This is a genomic window from Niastella koreensis GR20-10, assembly GCF_000246855.1.
In the GTDB taxonomy this organism is placed as follows: domain Bacteria; phylum Bacteroidota; class Bacteroidia; order Chitinophagales; family Chitinophagaceae; genus Niastella; species Niastella koreensis.
On record NC_016609.1, the window covers coordinates 4,784,092 to 4,800,324 of the forward strand.

The 16,233-nt window shown below is 46.7% G+C and carries 11 protein-coding genes; 3 read left to right on the plus strand and 8 right to left on the minus strand.

Features of this window, described 5'->3' with window-relative positions:
• The first annotated feature begins 3 nt into the window (after window positions 1-3).
• Complete coding sequence (locus tag NIAKO_RS18700; RefSeq protein WP_133055290.1) at window positions 4-735, plus strand: hypothetical protein; 732 nt, start codon at window positions 4-6, stop codon at window positions 733-735.
• A gap of 108 nt (window positions 736-843) precedes the next feature.
• Window positions 844-1,608: a toll/interleukin-1 receptor domain-containing protein gene (locus NIAKO_RS18705; RefSeq protein ID WP_014220011.1), complete on the plus strand. Its 765-nt coding sequence runs from the start codon at window positions 844-846 to the stop codon at window positions 1,606-1,608.
• Between the two features lie 17 nt (window positions 1,609-1,625).
• Here NIAKO_RS18705 and NIAKO_RS18710 read toward each other — a convergent pair whose 3' ends face one another.
• Window positions 1,626-3,017, minus strand: coding sequence for a TRAFs-binding domain-containing protein (locus tag NIAKO_RS18710; protein WP_014220012.1), 1,392 nt, complete (start codon window positions 3,015-3,017; stop codon window positions 1,626-1,628).
• Window positions 3,014-4,201 carry a patatin-like phospholipase family protein gene (locus tag NIAKO_RS18715; protein ID WP_014220013.1) on the minus strand — a complete coding sequence of 396 codons (1,188 nt, stop codon included), beginning with the start codon at window positions 4,199-4,201 and terminating at the stop codon, window positions 3,014-3,016. Before NIAKO_RS18715 ends, NIAKO_RS18710 begins: the two co-directional genes overlap by 4 nt.
• A gap of 142 nt (window positions 4,202-4,343) precedes the next feature.
• Here NIAKO_RS18715 and NIAKO_RS18720 point away from each other — a divergent pair, with 142 nt between their 5' ends.
• The gene (locus NIAKO_RS18720) at window positions 4,344-4,916 is read left to right on the plus strand and encodes a hypothetical protein (RefSeq protein WP_014220014.1); all 573 of its coding nucleotides are present in this window, start codon (window positions 4,344-4,346) and stop codon (window positions 4,914-4,916) included.
• Between the two features lies 1 nt (window position 4,917).
• Here the strand turns inward: NIAKO_RS18720 and NIAKO_RS18725 are convergent, their stop codons facing one another.
• The 6 genes from NIAKO_RS18725 to NIAKO_RS18750 form a co-directional block, all read right to left on the minus strand.
• The gene (locus NIAKO_RS18725; protein ID WP_014220015.1) at window positions 4,918-6,045 is read right to left on the minus strand and encodes a hypothetical protein; all 1,128 of its coding nucleotides are present in this window, start codon (window positions 6,043-6,045) and stop codon (window positions 4,918-4,920) included.
• 108 nt (window positions 6,046-6,153) lie between these two features.
• Window positions 6,154-8,583, minus strand: coding sequence for a glycoside hydrolase family 31 protein (locus tag NIAKO_RS18730; RefSeq protein WP_014220016.1), 2,430 nt, complete (start codon window positions 8,581-8,583; stop codon window positions 6,154-6,156).
• A gap of 10 nt (window positions 8,584-8,593) precedes the next feature.
• Entirely contained in the window at window positions 8,594-10,489 is a 1,896-nt protein-coding gene (locus NIAKO_RS18735) for an alpha-amylase family glycosyl hydrolase (protein WP_014220017.1), read from the minus strand.
• 11 nt (window positions 10,490-10,500) lie between these two features.
• Entirely contained in the window at window positions 10,501-11,538 is a 1,038-nt protein-coding gene (locus NIAKO_RS18740) for a DUF8037 domain-containing protein (RefSeq protein WP_041346976.1), read from the minus strand.
• Between the two features lie 18 nt (window positions 11,539-11,556).
• Window positions 11,557-13,167, minus strand: coding sequence for a RagB/SusD family nutrient uptake outer membrane protein (locus tag NIAKO_RS18745; protein ID WP_014220019.1), 1,611 nt, complete (start codon window positions 13,165-13,167; stop codon window positions 11,557-11,559).
• Window positions 13,168-13,191: 24 nt separating this feature from the next.
• The gene (locus NIAKO_RS18750) at window positions 13,192-16,218 is read right to left on the minus strand and encodes a SusC/RagA family TonB-linked outer membrane protein (protein WP_014220020.1); all 3,027 of its coding nucleotides are present in this window, start codon (window positions 16,216-16,218) and stop codon (window positions 13,192-13,194) included.
• Window positions 16,219-16,233 lie beyond the last annotated feature (15 nt).

A 16,233-nucleotide genomic window follows, 5' to 3' on the forward strand; every position in this document is an offset into this window, starting at 1 on the left:
CAAATGAGAAATCTCTTTTCCTTAATTGCCATCTTTGCACTTCAAACCTGTTACTCACAAGAGCTGGATATACTTCAAAACGATTCAGTTTATAGTAAAAATAAAATTTCTTTAAGAACGATGTACCACATGAACGGTGGCACATTACAAAAAGATCTTGTAACACATTACAATGCTGCCGGACAAAAAACAAAACAGTTCTGGTTTTGGAATGGAGAATCGAGATTTCACAACGTTGAAACGTTTTATTATTCCCGCAACGGGCTACCTTCATCCCTAATAGACTCTTTTGCAGACGGGAATATAGAAATTACCACCTATTATTACGACAGCAATCGCAATCTTAAAAAAAGAGTAACTCTAAATAAAAAAGACACAATAGACTTTTGGACTTACCCCAACAAGCATACAACCATTCAGCGCTGGTACATGGAGGGGAAGCCATACAGGTTTGATACAGCGATATATGAAGCAGAAACTGCTATGCTGGAATATTTCGGCACGAATAAATCACAAAACGCAGCCAGGGGTTTCAAATGGCATTATAAGTTCAAGAATAAGTTTGACGGAAAAGGTAATCTTGTAACCGTTTATGCAAAAGTTGAAAAGCCATATAATTCGTTTACGAAATATATCTACAACAAAAGAGGTTTATTATTAAAGAAACAGGAAATTATCAGTGTTAATAAAAAAAAGGAAATACAAACCGAATACTATTTTAAATACGATAAATAGCCCTTACAAGCCTGCATCATAAAAAAACGTGAAAAACACCTGTTGTTATAACCTGGAATATCATTACTCTTGGAGATATTGAGGCTCTATAATTAAAAAACAAAACAGATGTTGAATAAGTACTTTATCAGCCATTCCACAGCTGATAATCGGTTCATCGAAGAAGAAATAATCCCCCTTTTAAGGGCGATGAATATTGAAACATGGTATTCCAAGAATGATATAAGATCAGCCACCGAATGGGAACGTTCAATAAAATATGGCCTGGAGCATTCGGATGGGGTTATTTTAATTATGTCGCACAACTCAAGCAAGTCTGATTATGTAAAAGACGAAGTAAGCTGGGCAATTGACAAAAGACCAGGAAAGCTTTTACCGGTGATGATAAGTGATTGTGACCCTATTGATTTTCATATCCGTCTTCCAAGAATACAATATATAAATTATAAAGAGGATGAAAGAACCGCAAGAATAAATTTAATTGGGCTATTAAAGTCTTTAGAAAATGCCCAAAAACGTTTGTTTACCATAAAAGGCAAGTGGACAGGCCATGCTTTTCAGATTTTTGGCAATGAAGCACTGGAATCGCCTCTTACTTTGGAAGTTTGGCAAATTGACAATAATAGCATAAGTGGAAATCTTATTGTTTTGCACCCTAAATTCGGGGAAGCAGCTTTTACATTAACAGGAAGCTGCGCATTTGAGAAATTTTTCCAGTATAATTATTATTCCCAGCAGCCAAGTGTTATTCAATTCGGAGCCATGCTACTAGAGCTAGATCCTTTGGGGATTGAGTTTAAAGGAAAATTCGTTGGATATGGAGCATACAGTGGAAAAATTATTACAGGAGACATTCATCTTAAGAAAAATTAATTAATTATATGTACATCTCACTCACATACCTTTTTCGTCTTTTCCTCAAATATTCTTTTTTGTACCTGCAATAAACCAATTACATAGTTTTCTGTATCAACAGGTTCGTTTCTCCTTGAGCGAAATGTTGCAAGCAATTGAATGTTTTTTATCGTGGTGTCAAACATCCAGGCTTGCTCTATTTTGCAGGACAACGCCTTGATTAAATAATGCTTCGCTTTTTCCTGATTCTTTTTTATAACCTCCAGTTCAACCAATGTTGCATAATCCCAATAATCTGCCTGTTTATCCTGGCGTTTTAATTTTTGCAGGGTAGAAAATTCAACCACCGGCATTATCCTGGCCACTTCCTCTGTTTGCCCCGATATTTCAAGTAACGTAACCAGGTTAACCCCCGGATAAAAATCTCTCCAGTCAGCTTCAAATCCCTTACGGTAAGTTTGTATAGCCATATCAAGCGCGCTTTCCGCACCCAATTCATCATTTCGCTCAAAAGCCTCCGTAAACTCATCCTTAAATACACGTCCAAGTATGCCAAACGTTTCACTACTTGGGGGAGGGTTTTCAATGAGCTTATTAAGGACATCTTTTGCTTTCTGGCGCTTTTTATCTCTGTTTAGCGCCAACCCATATTGCTCCTGTACCAAAATTGTATTTCGAACATGAACAGGCATATGCTCAATAAATTCTATCATTTTTTGCCACGCACTTACTGCACGATAGGAAAGCATGATATCAATCAACACGCCGGTTTCTTCATTCTTCAGGATAAGCGAGAGGGCAACAGCATCAATAGCATCAACCCGTTCACATGGAGGGAGCGCCCTGGCCTCCGCCAGTTTTTGTGCAATGTTTCTATTATAAACAACCTGGTTTCTGAAGATCTCTGTTTTTTCGTGCGCAATACTGTTTTGAAAGCGGAGCCCGTTTACCAACTGAAAAACAGGACTATCAATTAATTTATCATCTTTGGCTTCGATCAGGAACCTTGTAATGGTTCCCTTTATTTTATCCTCTTCCGGGTTTTCGGGATCATAAGGCAATGTGCGAAGCGCATTGGTATCAAATGGCAGCACGGAATCTTTTGCATAAATATTTACAGTGGTATATGGACGGTAAGCATGGCGAATGCCCAGCTCATAAAAAACATTGGCGTTTAAGCCGGTAAGATCCGCCAACACATATTCAGACAACAAAATACGCTCAAACATAGGTTTGTGTATGATGCCGCCGATAGCCTCATGGTCAGCACGCACGGGTTCCATGTCGGCATCTGTTACGGCAGGCACAATAAGTTCGTCGTAGATGAGGTCATAATCCATTATCCTGGGCGCCCCATCCTTGCTGTTTTTAGGGATATAACTTTTTTTACCGTAAGACATTATGATAAAGCATACTGGCTTGCTCATACGCTGGTTCCATTTAAAAAATTAGCAAAATGTGCGGCTACATTCACTTGTGTGGCACCTACCGCTTTTCCAATTGTCTGCAGGTCCTGAATATGTTTTACGGAATCCATTTCACGCACTTTGTCGCTGTCTATTCCGGTAAGCTTTAGATCGGCAAGGCCCTCTTCACTTAAATCGGCATTGTACCGGATATAGCTGAAGTGCCGGTTAGCATCGTTTTCCAGTGGAAGCACCTTACTATTTTCATCCAATGGAATAAGGTCACCCATTTCACGGTCAATAGGAGCCCCGTAAATGCAACGGCCTACTGTTCTGCAGTTAATATCCTGGTCTACCTGCATTGTATACATTAAGTTTGTGGGTATATTTTTCAGTGTATTTACAATGTTGCCATATGCACCGGGGCTTGGCGCCGAACCGGTGCCTACAGAAACAATTAATAAATTTTTCTCGCCCGTTTTCCAACCAAGTTTGTAGGGTGCTTGTGTAGCCATCTTGTAAAGCAGGAAAGCCGGATTATTATAGGGTGTTACCCCACCATCTACGAACACGAATGTTTTTTCGGGGTTACCGGGGTCCCACTGTAATGTTTCAGGTTTGAAATAAGCTGGTGCGGCTGTACTGGCCCTTACCAACTGATAAAGCGGAATACGGAGGTTGCAATCAAGGCGTTTCCGGTCGTTATATTTAGCATCCGGATTATTGCTGATCGGCCAGGGAGAATCTGTTGAGCGGTTCATAGTTACTACAAGCAGCAACGTTTTGAAATCGCCCGAAAGCACGTCGATGTCTTTATCGCCGAAGGTATTTTTCAATTCTTTCAGCAGCGACCCCTCATTATAAAAGTACTTTACTTTGTTTAACAGGAACGCGGGGTCGAACATCGCTTCGCCCTTATCAATATAAAAATCGAGGAGCTGTTGTACACGCATGCCCCTGGAAAGCCCCGCTGCAATGATGGCGCCTGTACTGGTTCCACCAATGTAATCGAAGAAGTCGGAGAGCACAAAATCATCTTCTTTATTTAATTCCTTCTTCAATTTTTGCTCCATATCATGCAGGATCTCAAGAGTGATAATTCCCCTCATGCCACCACCGTCGAGCGAGAGAATTTTACGTTGTCGACCGTTATCTTTATAACGGTCGTATAAAGTACCCCAATTTTCTATTGAAATGGAAGACATATTATTTAGTTTAGGTATTTGCAGGAATGCATTACATGTAGAAAATTATTGAAAACCACTGTACCGGGCTAAGGTGTTTTCACGGTATTTTTTGGAGAATCTGCCTTACATTCCTTACCTTTCTTCAACAATTAAGATATTCTTGTCATTTAATAAAGTCATACTCTGCAGTGGTCATTTAACTGATAAAGCCGACCGGCAAAAACCACGTTTTCCGGAGAAAAAGGTGTCGCTTGTGCAGGAGCAGATAGCGCATCAACTGGATAAATTAGAAGTGGGTAATAATGACCTGGCTATCTGTGGCGGCGCGAGGGGAAGCGATATTCTTTTTGCGGAGTTATGTGCAGACAAGGGCGCCCACGTATGGTTAATCATCTCACTCAACGAAGAAGAATTTCTACAGCAGTCTGTTCGCCAACCAGGCACCAACTGGGAACAACGCTTTTATGAGCTGCGTAAAAAGCCGGAGGTGCAAACCTTTTGGATGAGCGATCTGGAGCCAAATCAATCAAAAGATATTTCCCCTTTTGCTGCAGCCAATATCAAAATGATCCAGATGGGGATAGCAGAAACATCCTCTCCCGGCAATCTCTATGCTATTTTAATCTGGGACCAGCAACCAGTGGGCGACGGGCCAGGCGGCACGGCAGATTTTGCAGCCAGGGTGAAAGAAGCCGGCGGACAAGTAGCGATAATAAACCCACTGGAGTTATAGACTACTTTTCACCCATTAACATCTTACCTGGATCACTTTGACCCTTCTTTATCAGTTGTTGCAAAGAATAATCAAAAGCAAGTCCGGCAAGAACCGACACTACCATTGCACAAACAAATTGCACCCGCAGCGCAGTGAAATCAGTTTTAGCATATGACTCAGGAAACAAAAATCCGGTTTTTTGGATCGATTGGGGGATAAGATAAATAATTGCAAACATGAGTCCGACCAGTACGCCCAGCAATGGTCCGGTAAATATGTTGAGGGTTTTAGGGGGCTTTGGCGCCAGCAACCTTATTGTAGCGCCCATGCCACCGGCAAGACCCAGGCCGATCACACACAAGGCAACATACCGGCCGTCGGACCAGTTTACTACCAGGCCTAAAATAAAACAAGCTAAAAAAACAATGAGGAAAACCAATGCGAGAATCACCTGTTTTTTGGCCTTCTTTGCGGAAGTCAATTGTTCATCATACAATTGCGCCTTTTTCCTGATATCTTCCCCCAACTCTTTTTCTTTCTTTTTTCTTTCAACTGCCTTTTCATATTGGTTCGTCAATGATCGCACCAGGTCAACAGGAGAGGCGCCATCCCAACGCCCCATGATCTGCAGGTCTTCGTCACTTATACTTCCGGGTTTTTTGGACAAATGCTCCCGCCAGATCTTTTGTGCCGCGCCCGGAAACCTTCCCACTGCTACAATCGGAAGATCACAACTCAATGAGATTTGCCCGGCAATAAGTGCGGATTGTTTGCCCCCCAGCAGCAGAATACCGTCCATCTGAAAAAGCGAACGGTAAAAGGACATCTCCCAGTCAGCGCTTGTATCAGGCTGCAGATCAAAACAGTTGGGATGATCATTCAAACCATCGAAATCAATGACCATTTCACTCGGGTAAATACATACGATCGACTTATCTTTTATTTCTTTGACAGTCAGATAACCCTTTACCACATCGTGCTCAATGTAATCCGGCATACTTCCATAAACGGCAAGGGACCAGCCGCGCCTGGCCAATTCTGCGCCAATGTCCTCAGCTGCCTTGCGCGCCTGGAGTTCAGCATTCGTCATGATCTCCCTTCTGGCACTGCCCACAACAGCTACAATCGGATGTTTCAGGATCTGCATATATTAGTTTTTTGAGGTCTGTAACCGCATCAATCAGTAAGACTATAAGGTAATTATAGCTGACCGCCCAAAAAACCGTTTTTTCACCCTTTTTATTTGCCAAATTGCTCAGTACTTAAGAATCATTTCCTCCTGCCCATTGCTCACCGTTACTGTTCTTATCGTATGTCCTTCGGGTTCATTTGCCTCGCCCTGCGGATCAAATTTAGATACCGGCGCCAGCAATGCCTCCATTTCACTGCCGGCCTTCTTCCCTCCTATTGTCAATTCGCCCTCACCAAAACCATGCAATGCCAGCTTTGTGTATTTGAATTCAGATACATAAGCACCTTCTACTTTCCCCAGTACAATCTGCCGCGAAGCAGGATCATACGTAATACGGCGGCGATAGTAGTCGCCCTTCTCATAATTATAACTCGAGCCATCATCTTCATAGTACATGAACTGGCTACCCGAACCTCCTGCATACACATGCAGCACCAGCGTATCGGAAGGTTTTTCCCCGGTATGCTGTACCAGGGATTGCATGGGCACAATGCTGCCTGCTTTCACATACACCGGCAGTTTCGACATCGTAAGTGGTAATGCTAATTCCTGACCACCTTTTATCAGCTGATCGGTATACAGATCGTACCAGCTCCCGGCAGGGAAATAAATGTTCCCAAAGCCTTCCGCCCCGGTAAATGGCGCTACCATAAAGGCGCGCCCATACATATACTGGTTCTCGAAAGCGGAACGATAAATCGCGGCATCATCAGTATAGTCCAACGCCAGGGTTCGCATCAATGGCAATCCGTTTTGCGTGGCTTCGTAAAAGTTTGAATAGGCATAGGGCAGCAAGCGGTAGCGAAGCGAAATATAGTTCCTCACTATCTCCAAAGCCTGCTCGCCATACGACCAGGGTTCGCTGGATTTGGTATTCACCGCGGTATGGTTTCGCATATATGGATTGAATGAACCTACCTGCATCCAGCGCACATATAACGGTACAGATGCACCGCCGGTAAAACCACCCACATCCATTCCGGTAAAAGGCACACCGGCCAGCCCCAGGTTATACAATAACCGAACACCCAACAGCATGTGATCTTCTTCCGCCCGGTTATCGCCCGTCCAAATGGCGCTGTAGCGCTGCAGACCGGCATATCCGCTGCGTGTCAAAATAAAAGGACGGCGGTTCAATGCCTGTTTATAGCCTTCAAAACTCGCCCGGGCCATATTCAACGCATACACATTGTGCATTTGCAAATGGGTGGCGGACTCTCCTTCGTTGTTAAATAAAACATTGTCCGGCATCTTCTGCCCCCAGGTACTGATCTCGTTCATATCATTCCAGATGCCGCTGATGCCGTCACCGGCATATTTACTGATCTCCTTTTCCCACCAGGCGCGTCCTTTTACGCCGGTAAAATCAGGAAAGGCACACCAGCCGGGCCATACCTGTCCCGTATAATCGGTACTGTCAGGGTATTTTATAAAGGCGCCTGCTTTTTTACCCCGCTCATACACGCCATATCCTTCCTCCTGCTTTATGCCGGGATCAACGATCACCGTTAGTTTAATACCCAGCTGCGCCAGTTTTGCACTCATGGCTGCCGGATCGGGAAAGCGCTGTTTGTCCCACGTAAACACCTTGTATTTATCCATGTAATGGATGTCGAGCGTAATACCGTCGGCAGGTATCTTTTTCTCCCGTAAGGTTTGCGCAATGCGCATTACCTCTGTTTCAGGATAATACGAGTAGCGGTTTTGCTGGTAACCCAAACTCCACAAGGGCGGCATTTTCATCCGTCCTGTTAATCCTGTATAAGCCGTGATAATATCGGCTACATGGGCGCCCGCAATAAAGTAATAGTTCATTTCGCCGCCATGTGCACCGAATGAAGAAAACCGGTTGTTGCTGGCGCCGAAGTTGAAATCGGTTTGCCAGCTATTGTCTAAAAAGATGCCGTAACGCAACCCATGATGAATGCCGATGTAAAAAGGAAAGGTGGCATACAAGGGATCTTTGTCGGTACGGTAGCCGAAGTTATCGGAGTTCCAGTTGGTATACGCACTTCCCCGCTTGTTCAGCCCACCCGTTTTTTCACCCAAGCCTATAAACCGCTCCCCTTCCTGCAGGTGTTTGTAGGTGGTTACAAACGAGTTGATCCAGGAGGTATTGAGTCCCTGCTCGTCTTCATTGATAACCCGTCCGTCTAAAGTATAGAACGCCACATGAAAGGGTTTCCGGGCAATCACCACCTTCAGTGAATCAGTTAACAAGGTGACCGCTTCGGGCGTTTGGTTAACGGCCACATGCGTTGTTGCAGGCCCATTCACCACCGCATAAGAAAAATCTCTGCCCAGTGCATGCTCACCGAGCCGTACCCGCACTACCGTTGGGCTATATACGGTTACTTCCCCAACGGCGTATTGCATAGTGAACAGCAATTGCTGTCCTTTTACTTTAACAGCAGTAACGTTGCCGGCGGGCTGAACCTGTCCAAAATTTTTGCCTGTCAAAAACAAACCAATAATAAAAAGATATTTTCTCATTCTGATAATGTTACTGCTTCAGCATTGTATTACTGTAAATATGATACTCACCCGGGGCCAGTGTTATGGTATAAGGCGTGGCGGTTACCGATACCGTTCCACCTGAAAGATCATCGTACCAGGTACCTGTAAGCGGGAACGCGATAGCCGGTGTTTGAGCCACTACATCAAAATTGCCCACCACCATTACACTGGTGCCGTCGGACCCCGTGAGCGAAATGGTTTTCACGGCGCCATCCAGCTTATACGAATAATTGGTGGCAGTAAAAACGGAGTTTTTCTTTTTCAGGTTTATCAGCTTTGCATAAGTGTTATACAACGCCAGCCGGCTGGCATCTTTCGCGTAGTTCCAGTAAATGGGTTTACTGCCTGTACGGCCATTGTAGTCGATGGAAACGTCGTACCCCAGTTCTCCAAACTGCCACAGCATTTTTGGGCCGGGAGCAGCCATTTCAAATGCGGCGATCAGTTGTTGCCGGGCAAGCCCGGTGGCCAGGTCTTTGATCCTGTACGAACCTGAGTAATTGCCATACTGCTCGTTCTTATATTGCAGCCGTTCTTCGTCATGGCTCTCTATGTATGTCATCAGGTTATATGGAGTAGTAAACCCATGAGAATCGTAGAACATTCGTTTAAGGTCCCATGAACCGCCGGCATCATTATACGACATGGTAGCCTGGTTGGCATTCCCGTTCAGGTTATTCCACATAATGGCGCCCAAACCGGCGAGCGCGGCCTCTTCCTGGTCTGCCGCAAAGTGTTCCAGGATAATATAAAAGCCGGCATCCAGGCTTTGCATGTATTTGATATATTTTGTCCAGATGGCTACCCGCCCGGCATCATAAGCCGACCAGGCAGCGTCGTTGCCTGAATTGGTTTGGGTAAAGCCTTTCGACTGGTCGAACCGGAACCCGTCTATATGGTACTCCTGCATCCAGTATTTCAATACATATTCAGTATATGCTACTGTGGCCGCACTTTCGTGATTTAACTGATAGCCTACTGCATAGGGATGCCTGTTCGTTTCGTTGAACCAGGGATTTTTAGCCGAAGGACTGCCCGATGCAGTGGCATACATCCGCACCATGGGTGATGAACCAAACTGATCTTCCAGCACTATGTCCTGGATCACGGCTATGCCCCTGGCATGACAGGCATCGATAAAAGCTTTATATGAATTGGGCGTACCGTAGTATTTATCCAGGGCGAACAGAAAGTTGGTGTTATACCCCCATGAGTCATTGCCTTCGAATTCATTCACCGGCAGCAACTCTATTGCATTCACACCCAGGGTGGCCAGGTAATTCAGTGTATCGGTAAGTGTGGCATAGCTGTGGGTAGCTACAAAATCACGCACCAGCAGTTCATACACTACCAGGTTTTTAGGATCGGGCCGGGTAAATGAACCCACCTTCCAGGTATAGGCAGCAGGGTTTGCCTGCATTACACTCACCATACCTTTTGCCGCCGTACCGGAAGGATAAGCTTTCAGGGCAGGATATACGCCGGATGGAATCGCAGCATCGTTATCAGGGTCCAGGATCTTGTGGGTATAAGGATCGGCTACTTTCAGCGTATCGTCTAGCAGGTATTGATAGGCATATTCTTTGGCCGGGTCAAGATTATCAACCTGCACCCACCAGCGATTGCCGTCGGTTGATTGCGTCATGGCAGTGGGCTTCCAGTTATTGAATTCGCCAATCACCGCCACCGTGTTCTTACCCGGTGCATACAAATTGAAAATGGCAGAAGTGCCATTTTTAGTAAAGGTTACTCCATCCGATGCCCCCGCAGGCACGTCTGCGGTAGCAGGCTGCGTGGCCGTGGTGAGCCCGGAGTTTTTATTGCAGGAAGCAGCACTGCCTGCCATAAGGCAAAGCAGTGCGCTGTAAAAGATCCAGTTCACTGATCGGTATTTTAGATTTTCACTAAGGTGTATGTCAAAGTGGTGGGGTTGATCGAGATCGTGTAATTGTCGCCACCCGCTGCAGTTGCCGGGATGGTGATATTGCCGCCACCAGAAGACAGAGTACCCGCACCGGAGCCTGCGCCTAAATTGGTTCCCCAATCGTTCTTGAAACGGAATTTGATGGTCTTGGTGCCATCGCTGGTCAGCTTCATGGTTACGTACCAGGAATTGTTTGTTTTGTTAAGATACATCTGGGTGTCGGTGCTCCAACCGCCGGCCGCATCACCAATAACGCTCCATTGTGGCGTATAAGCCAGGGTGAGCAGATCGGTATTCAATGTTAACAGATAACCACCATTACCCGGGGCGGTCAAATTGCCGCCTGATAAACTAACGGTACCTGCTGTTGAACCCTGCCCATAAGCCGCGGTCCAGTTCTTTGCCGTGGTGATCTTAAACCCGAAATCGCTGCCGGTGAAATTGATAACGCCCGCGTAGATGCCGTTGGAGGTTTCAGAAACCAGGCTATCGGCTGCTGCAGGCGACCATCCCTGGTAGGCGCCGGGCACATAAACGGAAGAAGCCGCAGAGAAGGGTGTTACCGTTAAGGTAATAGGATCGCTGTACACTGTTACTGTAGACACCGTACTTTTCAGCCGCACCAGTACCTGCCCTGCAGCATTTACGGGCAAGCCCAGTTTTAGCGCCAGTGAATTGAGTTTGTAAGTAGAGTATGGCAGCTTAGAGGCCCCGGCATCCATGGCCACCCCAACAGCCTTCGCCCAGTTGTCGCCAACGGAATCGAACTGCAGCTCATTGGTAATGGCAGCATCGTAACCAAAGCTGGCGCTTTTAATGGTAAACAATATGCTGGTATCAGCAACAGTCATCTTCGATACATCCAGCACCACTTTGTTAGCAGAAGCAGTTACCGCCCCGGCTGTGGCATTGCCCATGTAAGCCAGGGAACCGGTCTTTTTACAGGAGGCCAGCATAAGCACCAAACCGGTACCCAATGCAGTGCAAAGCATAAATATCTTTTTCATATGCGATTCAATCGTTTATTAGTATCCGGTATTTTGTTTCAGGTTGGGGTTCACACTCAGGTCAGCGGTTGGCAGGGGAAACAAATTGCGGTAAGCCGATACGCCTACCCCATTTTTCGATCCGCCTTTCCATGGCCACAGATATGAAGCATCGGTAAACTTGTCGTAACGAACCAGGTCGGTCCTGCGGAAGCCTTCCCAATATAATTCACGGCCACGCTCGTCGAGCAGAAAGTTCAGGGTCATATCAGAAGCGGCGATTGTTCCGCCATTACCGGCGTATGCCCTTGATCTTAGTTTATTGATGTAAGTGAGCGCCTGCGAGGCATCGCCATTAGCGCCGCCACGCAAAGTTGCTTCGGCATAGATGAGGTATTGTTCAGCCAAACGGAAAACAGGAATATCGATGTCGGCAAAATTGATGTTCTTTCCCATTGCGCCATTCACATCTACATTGCGGTATTTGGTCATAGAATATCCATTGGTATACACGCTTACATCTGCAATGGCCTTGGTTTGACCATCCATCCAGTACTCTGCACGCGTGTCGGGATTGCCGTTGTTGGGGAATGCCGTACTGGTGGGCGCGGGGAACAGATCGATGAGGTTGCCCGTGGCCCGGATGCCGGCCCAGCCACCATCGATGCCAAAAGCAGCAGCTTTTTCCGATCCACCCACAGGTGCATGTGTCATAAACGTAGAGCCGCCATAGTTTTGGGTGGCATTGCCATCATAGTTGATGGTTAAAATAAATTCCGATGTATTGTTGTAATTATCGGCCAGCATCAGGTGCGTGTAATCCTTTACCAGGGAATAACCTGCATCGATTACCTTTTTTGAATAAGTTACGGCATCGTCCCAGTTTGCTGTGCCTGTATATACTTTGGCGTTCAGTGCTACCCGTGCTATCAAGGCCCATGCCGCTGCCTGGTCTGCCCGGCCATATTCGTTCTTGTGGGGAGCTGCCAGACTGCCTTCCATATCCTTCAGTTCGCTCATGATATATTTATACAGCGAGGCCCGGTCAATTTGTTTAGGTGTTGCTGATCCCAACGCATCCGCTTCGGTTGAAAAAGGAGGATTGCCAAAAACATCCATCAGCACCCAATACTGGTAAGCCCGCAGCAACCTGGCTTCCTGTTTATAATAACGCACCATGGTAGCACTGTCGCCAGTTATGCCCCTGCTGCTGAGGCTGGCATCGGAACACTGGCGGATAAACTCATTGCACAAAGTGATCTGATAGGTACTGCGATAATACAATCCCGCAAGAAAGGTATTGGAGGCCGACCAGCTCATGGAATGAAAATCGGGCAAACCCGCATCAGCCCAGCTCACCACGGCCTCGTCTGTAGGCAGTTCCTGCGCACACCAGAACAGCCTGAAAAAATCGGAAGTACCTTCGTCGATACCTGCAATATCACCGCTGCCTGCAGGGCCATTGTTACCCGTAAGCGCAAATGCCCCGTACAATTTTGCCAGCACCGATTTATAGCCCGCTGCCGTACTGTATACCGCACCAGCCGTCACCTGGTCGTTGGGTTCAAGAATGGTGTTTTTGTTGCACGAAGCCAACAGCAATAGCGAAGATGCTGTGAACAATAATATATGATTGACAAATCGTTTCATTGTAATTGTGTTTACAGGTTTAGATTAAAGGCTCCAGCTTACACCCAATACATAGGTTCTCGGCCTTGGATAGAAGTTGTTGTCGATACCCGACGACACTTCCGGATCTACCCCCTGGTATTTAGTTACCAGGAATACATTCTGCACATTGGCGGAAATGCGCAGGTCGCCTTTGCCGGCAATGACCTTACCCAGGTTATAAGAGAGATGCACATTGTCCATCCGCAGGAAAGAACCATTTTCCAGCCAGTAATCAGACAACAGGCTCTTGTCGTTGGAGCCAATCAGGTTACCCGATAACACCGTACGGCTGCCATTATTGAGCGTACCGATGGGATTCAGCATATAACTCTGGATACCTGTATAGCTGGCTACGTTGTTATATACATAGTTGCCAAAGCTGGCACGGGCCACCAACCCTGCTCCCCAGCGTTTGTAGCGGAAATCGGTGCTGAAACCGAGGTAGGCCTTGGGATCTGGACTCTTGTTTACATGCAGGTCGTTCTGGTTAATAACGCCATCCTTCTTGCCGTCTACAAACAACCCATCAATGGGTTTGCCTTTGGCGTCGTATACCTGCTGGTACAGGTAGAAGGAATATTTACTGGCGCCCACCTGGTTTATCTGAACCGTATTGCCGGTTCCGCCCGTGATATTGCCAATAAGCAACCCGCTGGATGTTTGCCCGGGCAATGCCGTGAGGTTGGTAATGGTGTTATGGTTATAGGTGATATTGAAACCCATTGTCCAGCCAATGCTTTGTTTGTCGATGGCCTTTGCGTTGATGTTGAATTCAACCCCTTCATCTTTCATATTGCCAATGTTGGCGGTGATCTGGTTGCTGAAGTTGGTAAGCGCCGACTGGGTGGCGGTTGCCAGCAGGTTTTTGGTTTTACGGGTGTAATAATCCACGCTACCTGTAATGCGGTCGCCCCACAAACCGTAATCGATCGCTATATTCTGCGTGGTTGTTGTTTCCCAGGTACGGCCGGGATAATAAGCGCCCGGACGATACACGTAATAATAAGATTGCCCCAGCTGATACCGCGCTGTAGCAGTACCCATACTGTAATCAGACAGGTAATCGTAGCTGCCGATGCCTTCCTGGTTACCGGTAACGCCGTATTCCAACCGAAGTTTCAGGTTAGAAATAACCTTATTGTTCTGCAGGAATTTTTCTTCATTAATACGCCAGGCAAAGGCGCCGGAAGAGAAAACCCCGCTCCTGTCGGCCGGTGCAAATTTGGTAGAGTAATCGTTGCGAACGGTACCGGTAAGAATATATTTATCGTTGTATACCCAGTTAACACGTCCGTACAACGAAGTAAGGATATACTCATTGATGCTGGATGGATAGGTGGGAAGTGAGTTCGGGTTCAGCGTGCCATCTGCAAAGTTAGAAGCATAATTATAGGTGGTGTTACTGAATTTCTGGTTGGCATAACCGCCTACTACATCCACATGGCTGTTTAAAGCCGCAATGTTTTTGCTATAGTTCAGAAAACCTTCCATTAACCGGTTATTGCTAACCTGCCTGTATTTGCGCGAAAGACCGCTGTAGCTAACACCATTGCTGTCTGTATAGGTATTGAGGTTACTGGCTGCATAGGCAGGAATGGTTTGCGTGCCGGAACCTTTTGCCCCGTCGTAACCCAGATTAACGTTGATATGCAGGTCGGGCAGAAAATGCAGTTTATAATCAAACGCCACACTGCTAACCGTACGGTATACATCGCTCACGTCGCGGTTCTCTTCCAACAGGCCCAGCGGGTTCCGCGGTGCATTCGATTTTAAACCGGTTACACTGCTGGGGTCGGTATATTCAAAGTAGCTGCCGTAATTGTTCTTACCCGAATAAACAGGCTGCGTAGGATTGAAGCTAACGGCTGCACCGATGGCCTTCTCGTTGGCAAAACGCTGTTTTACCTGGGCCCCTTTGAGGTTAACGGCCACCTTCAGGTGATCGTCGAAAAAAACAGGCGCCAGGCTGATGTCGCCTGAGTACCGGGTAAGGTTGGAAGTTTTTAAAATCCCATCCTGGTTGGTATACCCTACCGATACGCGGTAAGGCAGTTTATTGCCCACAGCGCCCGACACACTCAGGTTGTTGTCGGTACTTACTGCCGTTCGGTAAATGGCCTTCTGCCAGTCGGTATTAGAGGCGCCTAACAGGTTCCTGAAATTGCCTGCAGCCGTGGTATCATGACTTTTTACATAATCGCGGAATTCACCCGGAGACAGAACACCTGCTTCCTTCGACAATTGCGAAACGGATAGCTGGGTGCTAAAGTTAACCTTTGGTTTTCCCCGCTGACCTTTTTTGGTGGTGATGAGGATTACCCCGTTTGAAGCGCGGTTACCATAGATGGCCGCAGCAGAGGCATCTTTGAGTACATCTACCCGCTCGATATCGTTGGGGTTGATAAGATCGAGCGGATTGGCAGCGCCCGCAATGGAGGAAGGATTCAACGGAACGCCGTCGAGTACGATCAGCGGATCGTTGCTTCCGTTTATGGAAGCGCCGCCGCGGATGCGGATGGTGCTGCCCGCCCCTGGCGCGCCACTGTTTGAAATAACAGATACCCCTGCCACCTTACCGGCAATCAGTTGTTCCGGTGTAGTGATCTGGCCCTGTTGAAAATCTTTGGAGGTAATGGAGGCAATGGCGCCCGTTACATCTTTTTTCCGCTCCGAGCCATAACCTATTACTACAATCTCGCTTAACGAAGTTGATAAAACAGCCATTGTTACATTCAGCGTAGTAGCAGCGCCCGCAGTAACCGTCACCTCCTTTTGCAGCGGGATGTACCCCACATGTTCAAAGAGCACGGTATACCTGCCCGGAGCCAGGTTGGGAAATTTAAAGCTGCCATCTTCGCCGGCGCGTACGCCGGCCGTGGCGCCATTCAGCCGCACGGTAGCGGCGGCTAAACCCGCCTGTTTGTCATCGAGAATTTTACCAGAAATACTTCCGGTTTGCGCATATAAGCAAACATGCAAAAAAAGAAGAATGGGAAGGAATAATACCTTTTTCAAATAGTGGCTAAGCATTAGTTACAGTTTTGG

Coding starts and splice junctions, on each gene's coding strand:
- NIAKO_RS18750 (WP_014220020.1), bottom strand. CDS start 16,218: ATGCTTAGCCACTATTTGAAAAAGGTATTATTCCTTCCCATTCTTCTT.
- NIAKO_RS18745 (WP_014220019.1), bottom strand. CDS start 13,167: ATGAAACGATTTGTCAATCATATATTATTGTTCACAGCATCTTCGCTA.
- NIAKO_RS18730 (WP_014220016.1), bottom strand. CDS start 8,583: ATGAGAAAATATCTTTTTATTATTGGTTTGTTTTTGACAGGCAAAAAT.
- NIAKO_RS18740 (WP_041346976.1), bottom strand. CDS start 11,538: ATGAAAAAGATATTTATGCTTTGCACTGCATTGGGTACCGGTTTGGTG.
- NIAKO_RS18700 (WP_133055290.1), top strand. CDS start 4: ATGAGAAATCTCTTTTCCTTAATTGCCATCTTTGCACTTCAAACCTGT.
- NIAKO_RS18705 (WP_014220011.1), top strand. CDS start 844: ATGTTGAATAAGTACTTTATCAGCCATTCCACAGCTGATAATCGGTTC.
- NIAKO_RS18715 (WP_014220013.1), bottom strand. CDS start 4,201: ATGTCTTCCATTTCAATAGAAAATTGGGGTACTTTATACGACCGTTAT.
- NIAKO_RS18725 (WP_014220015.1), bottom strand. CDS start 6,045: ATGCAGATCCTGAAACATCCGATTGTAGCTGTTGTGGGCAGTGCCAGA.
- NIAKO_RS18710 (WP_014220012.1), bottom strand. CDS start 3,017: ATGAGCAAGCCAGTATGCTTTATCATAATGTCTTACGGTAAAAAAAGT.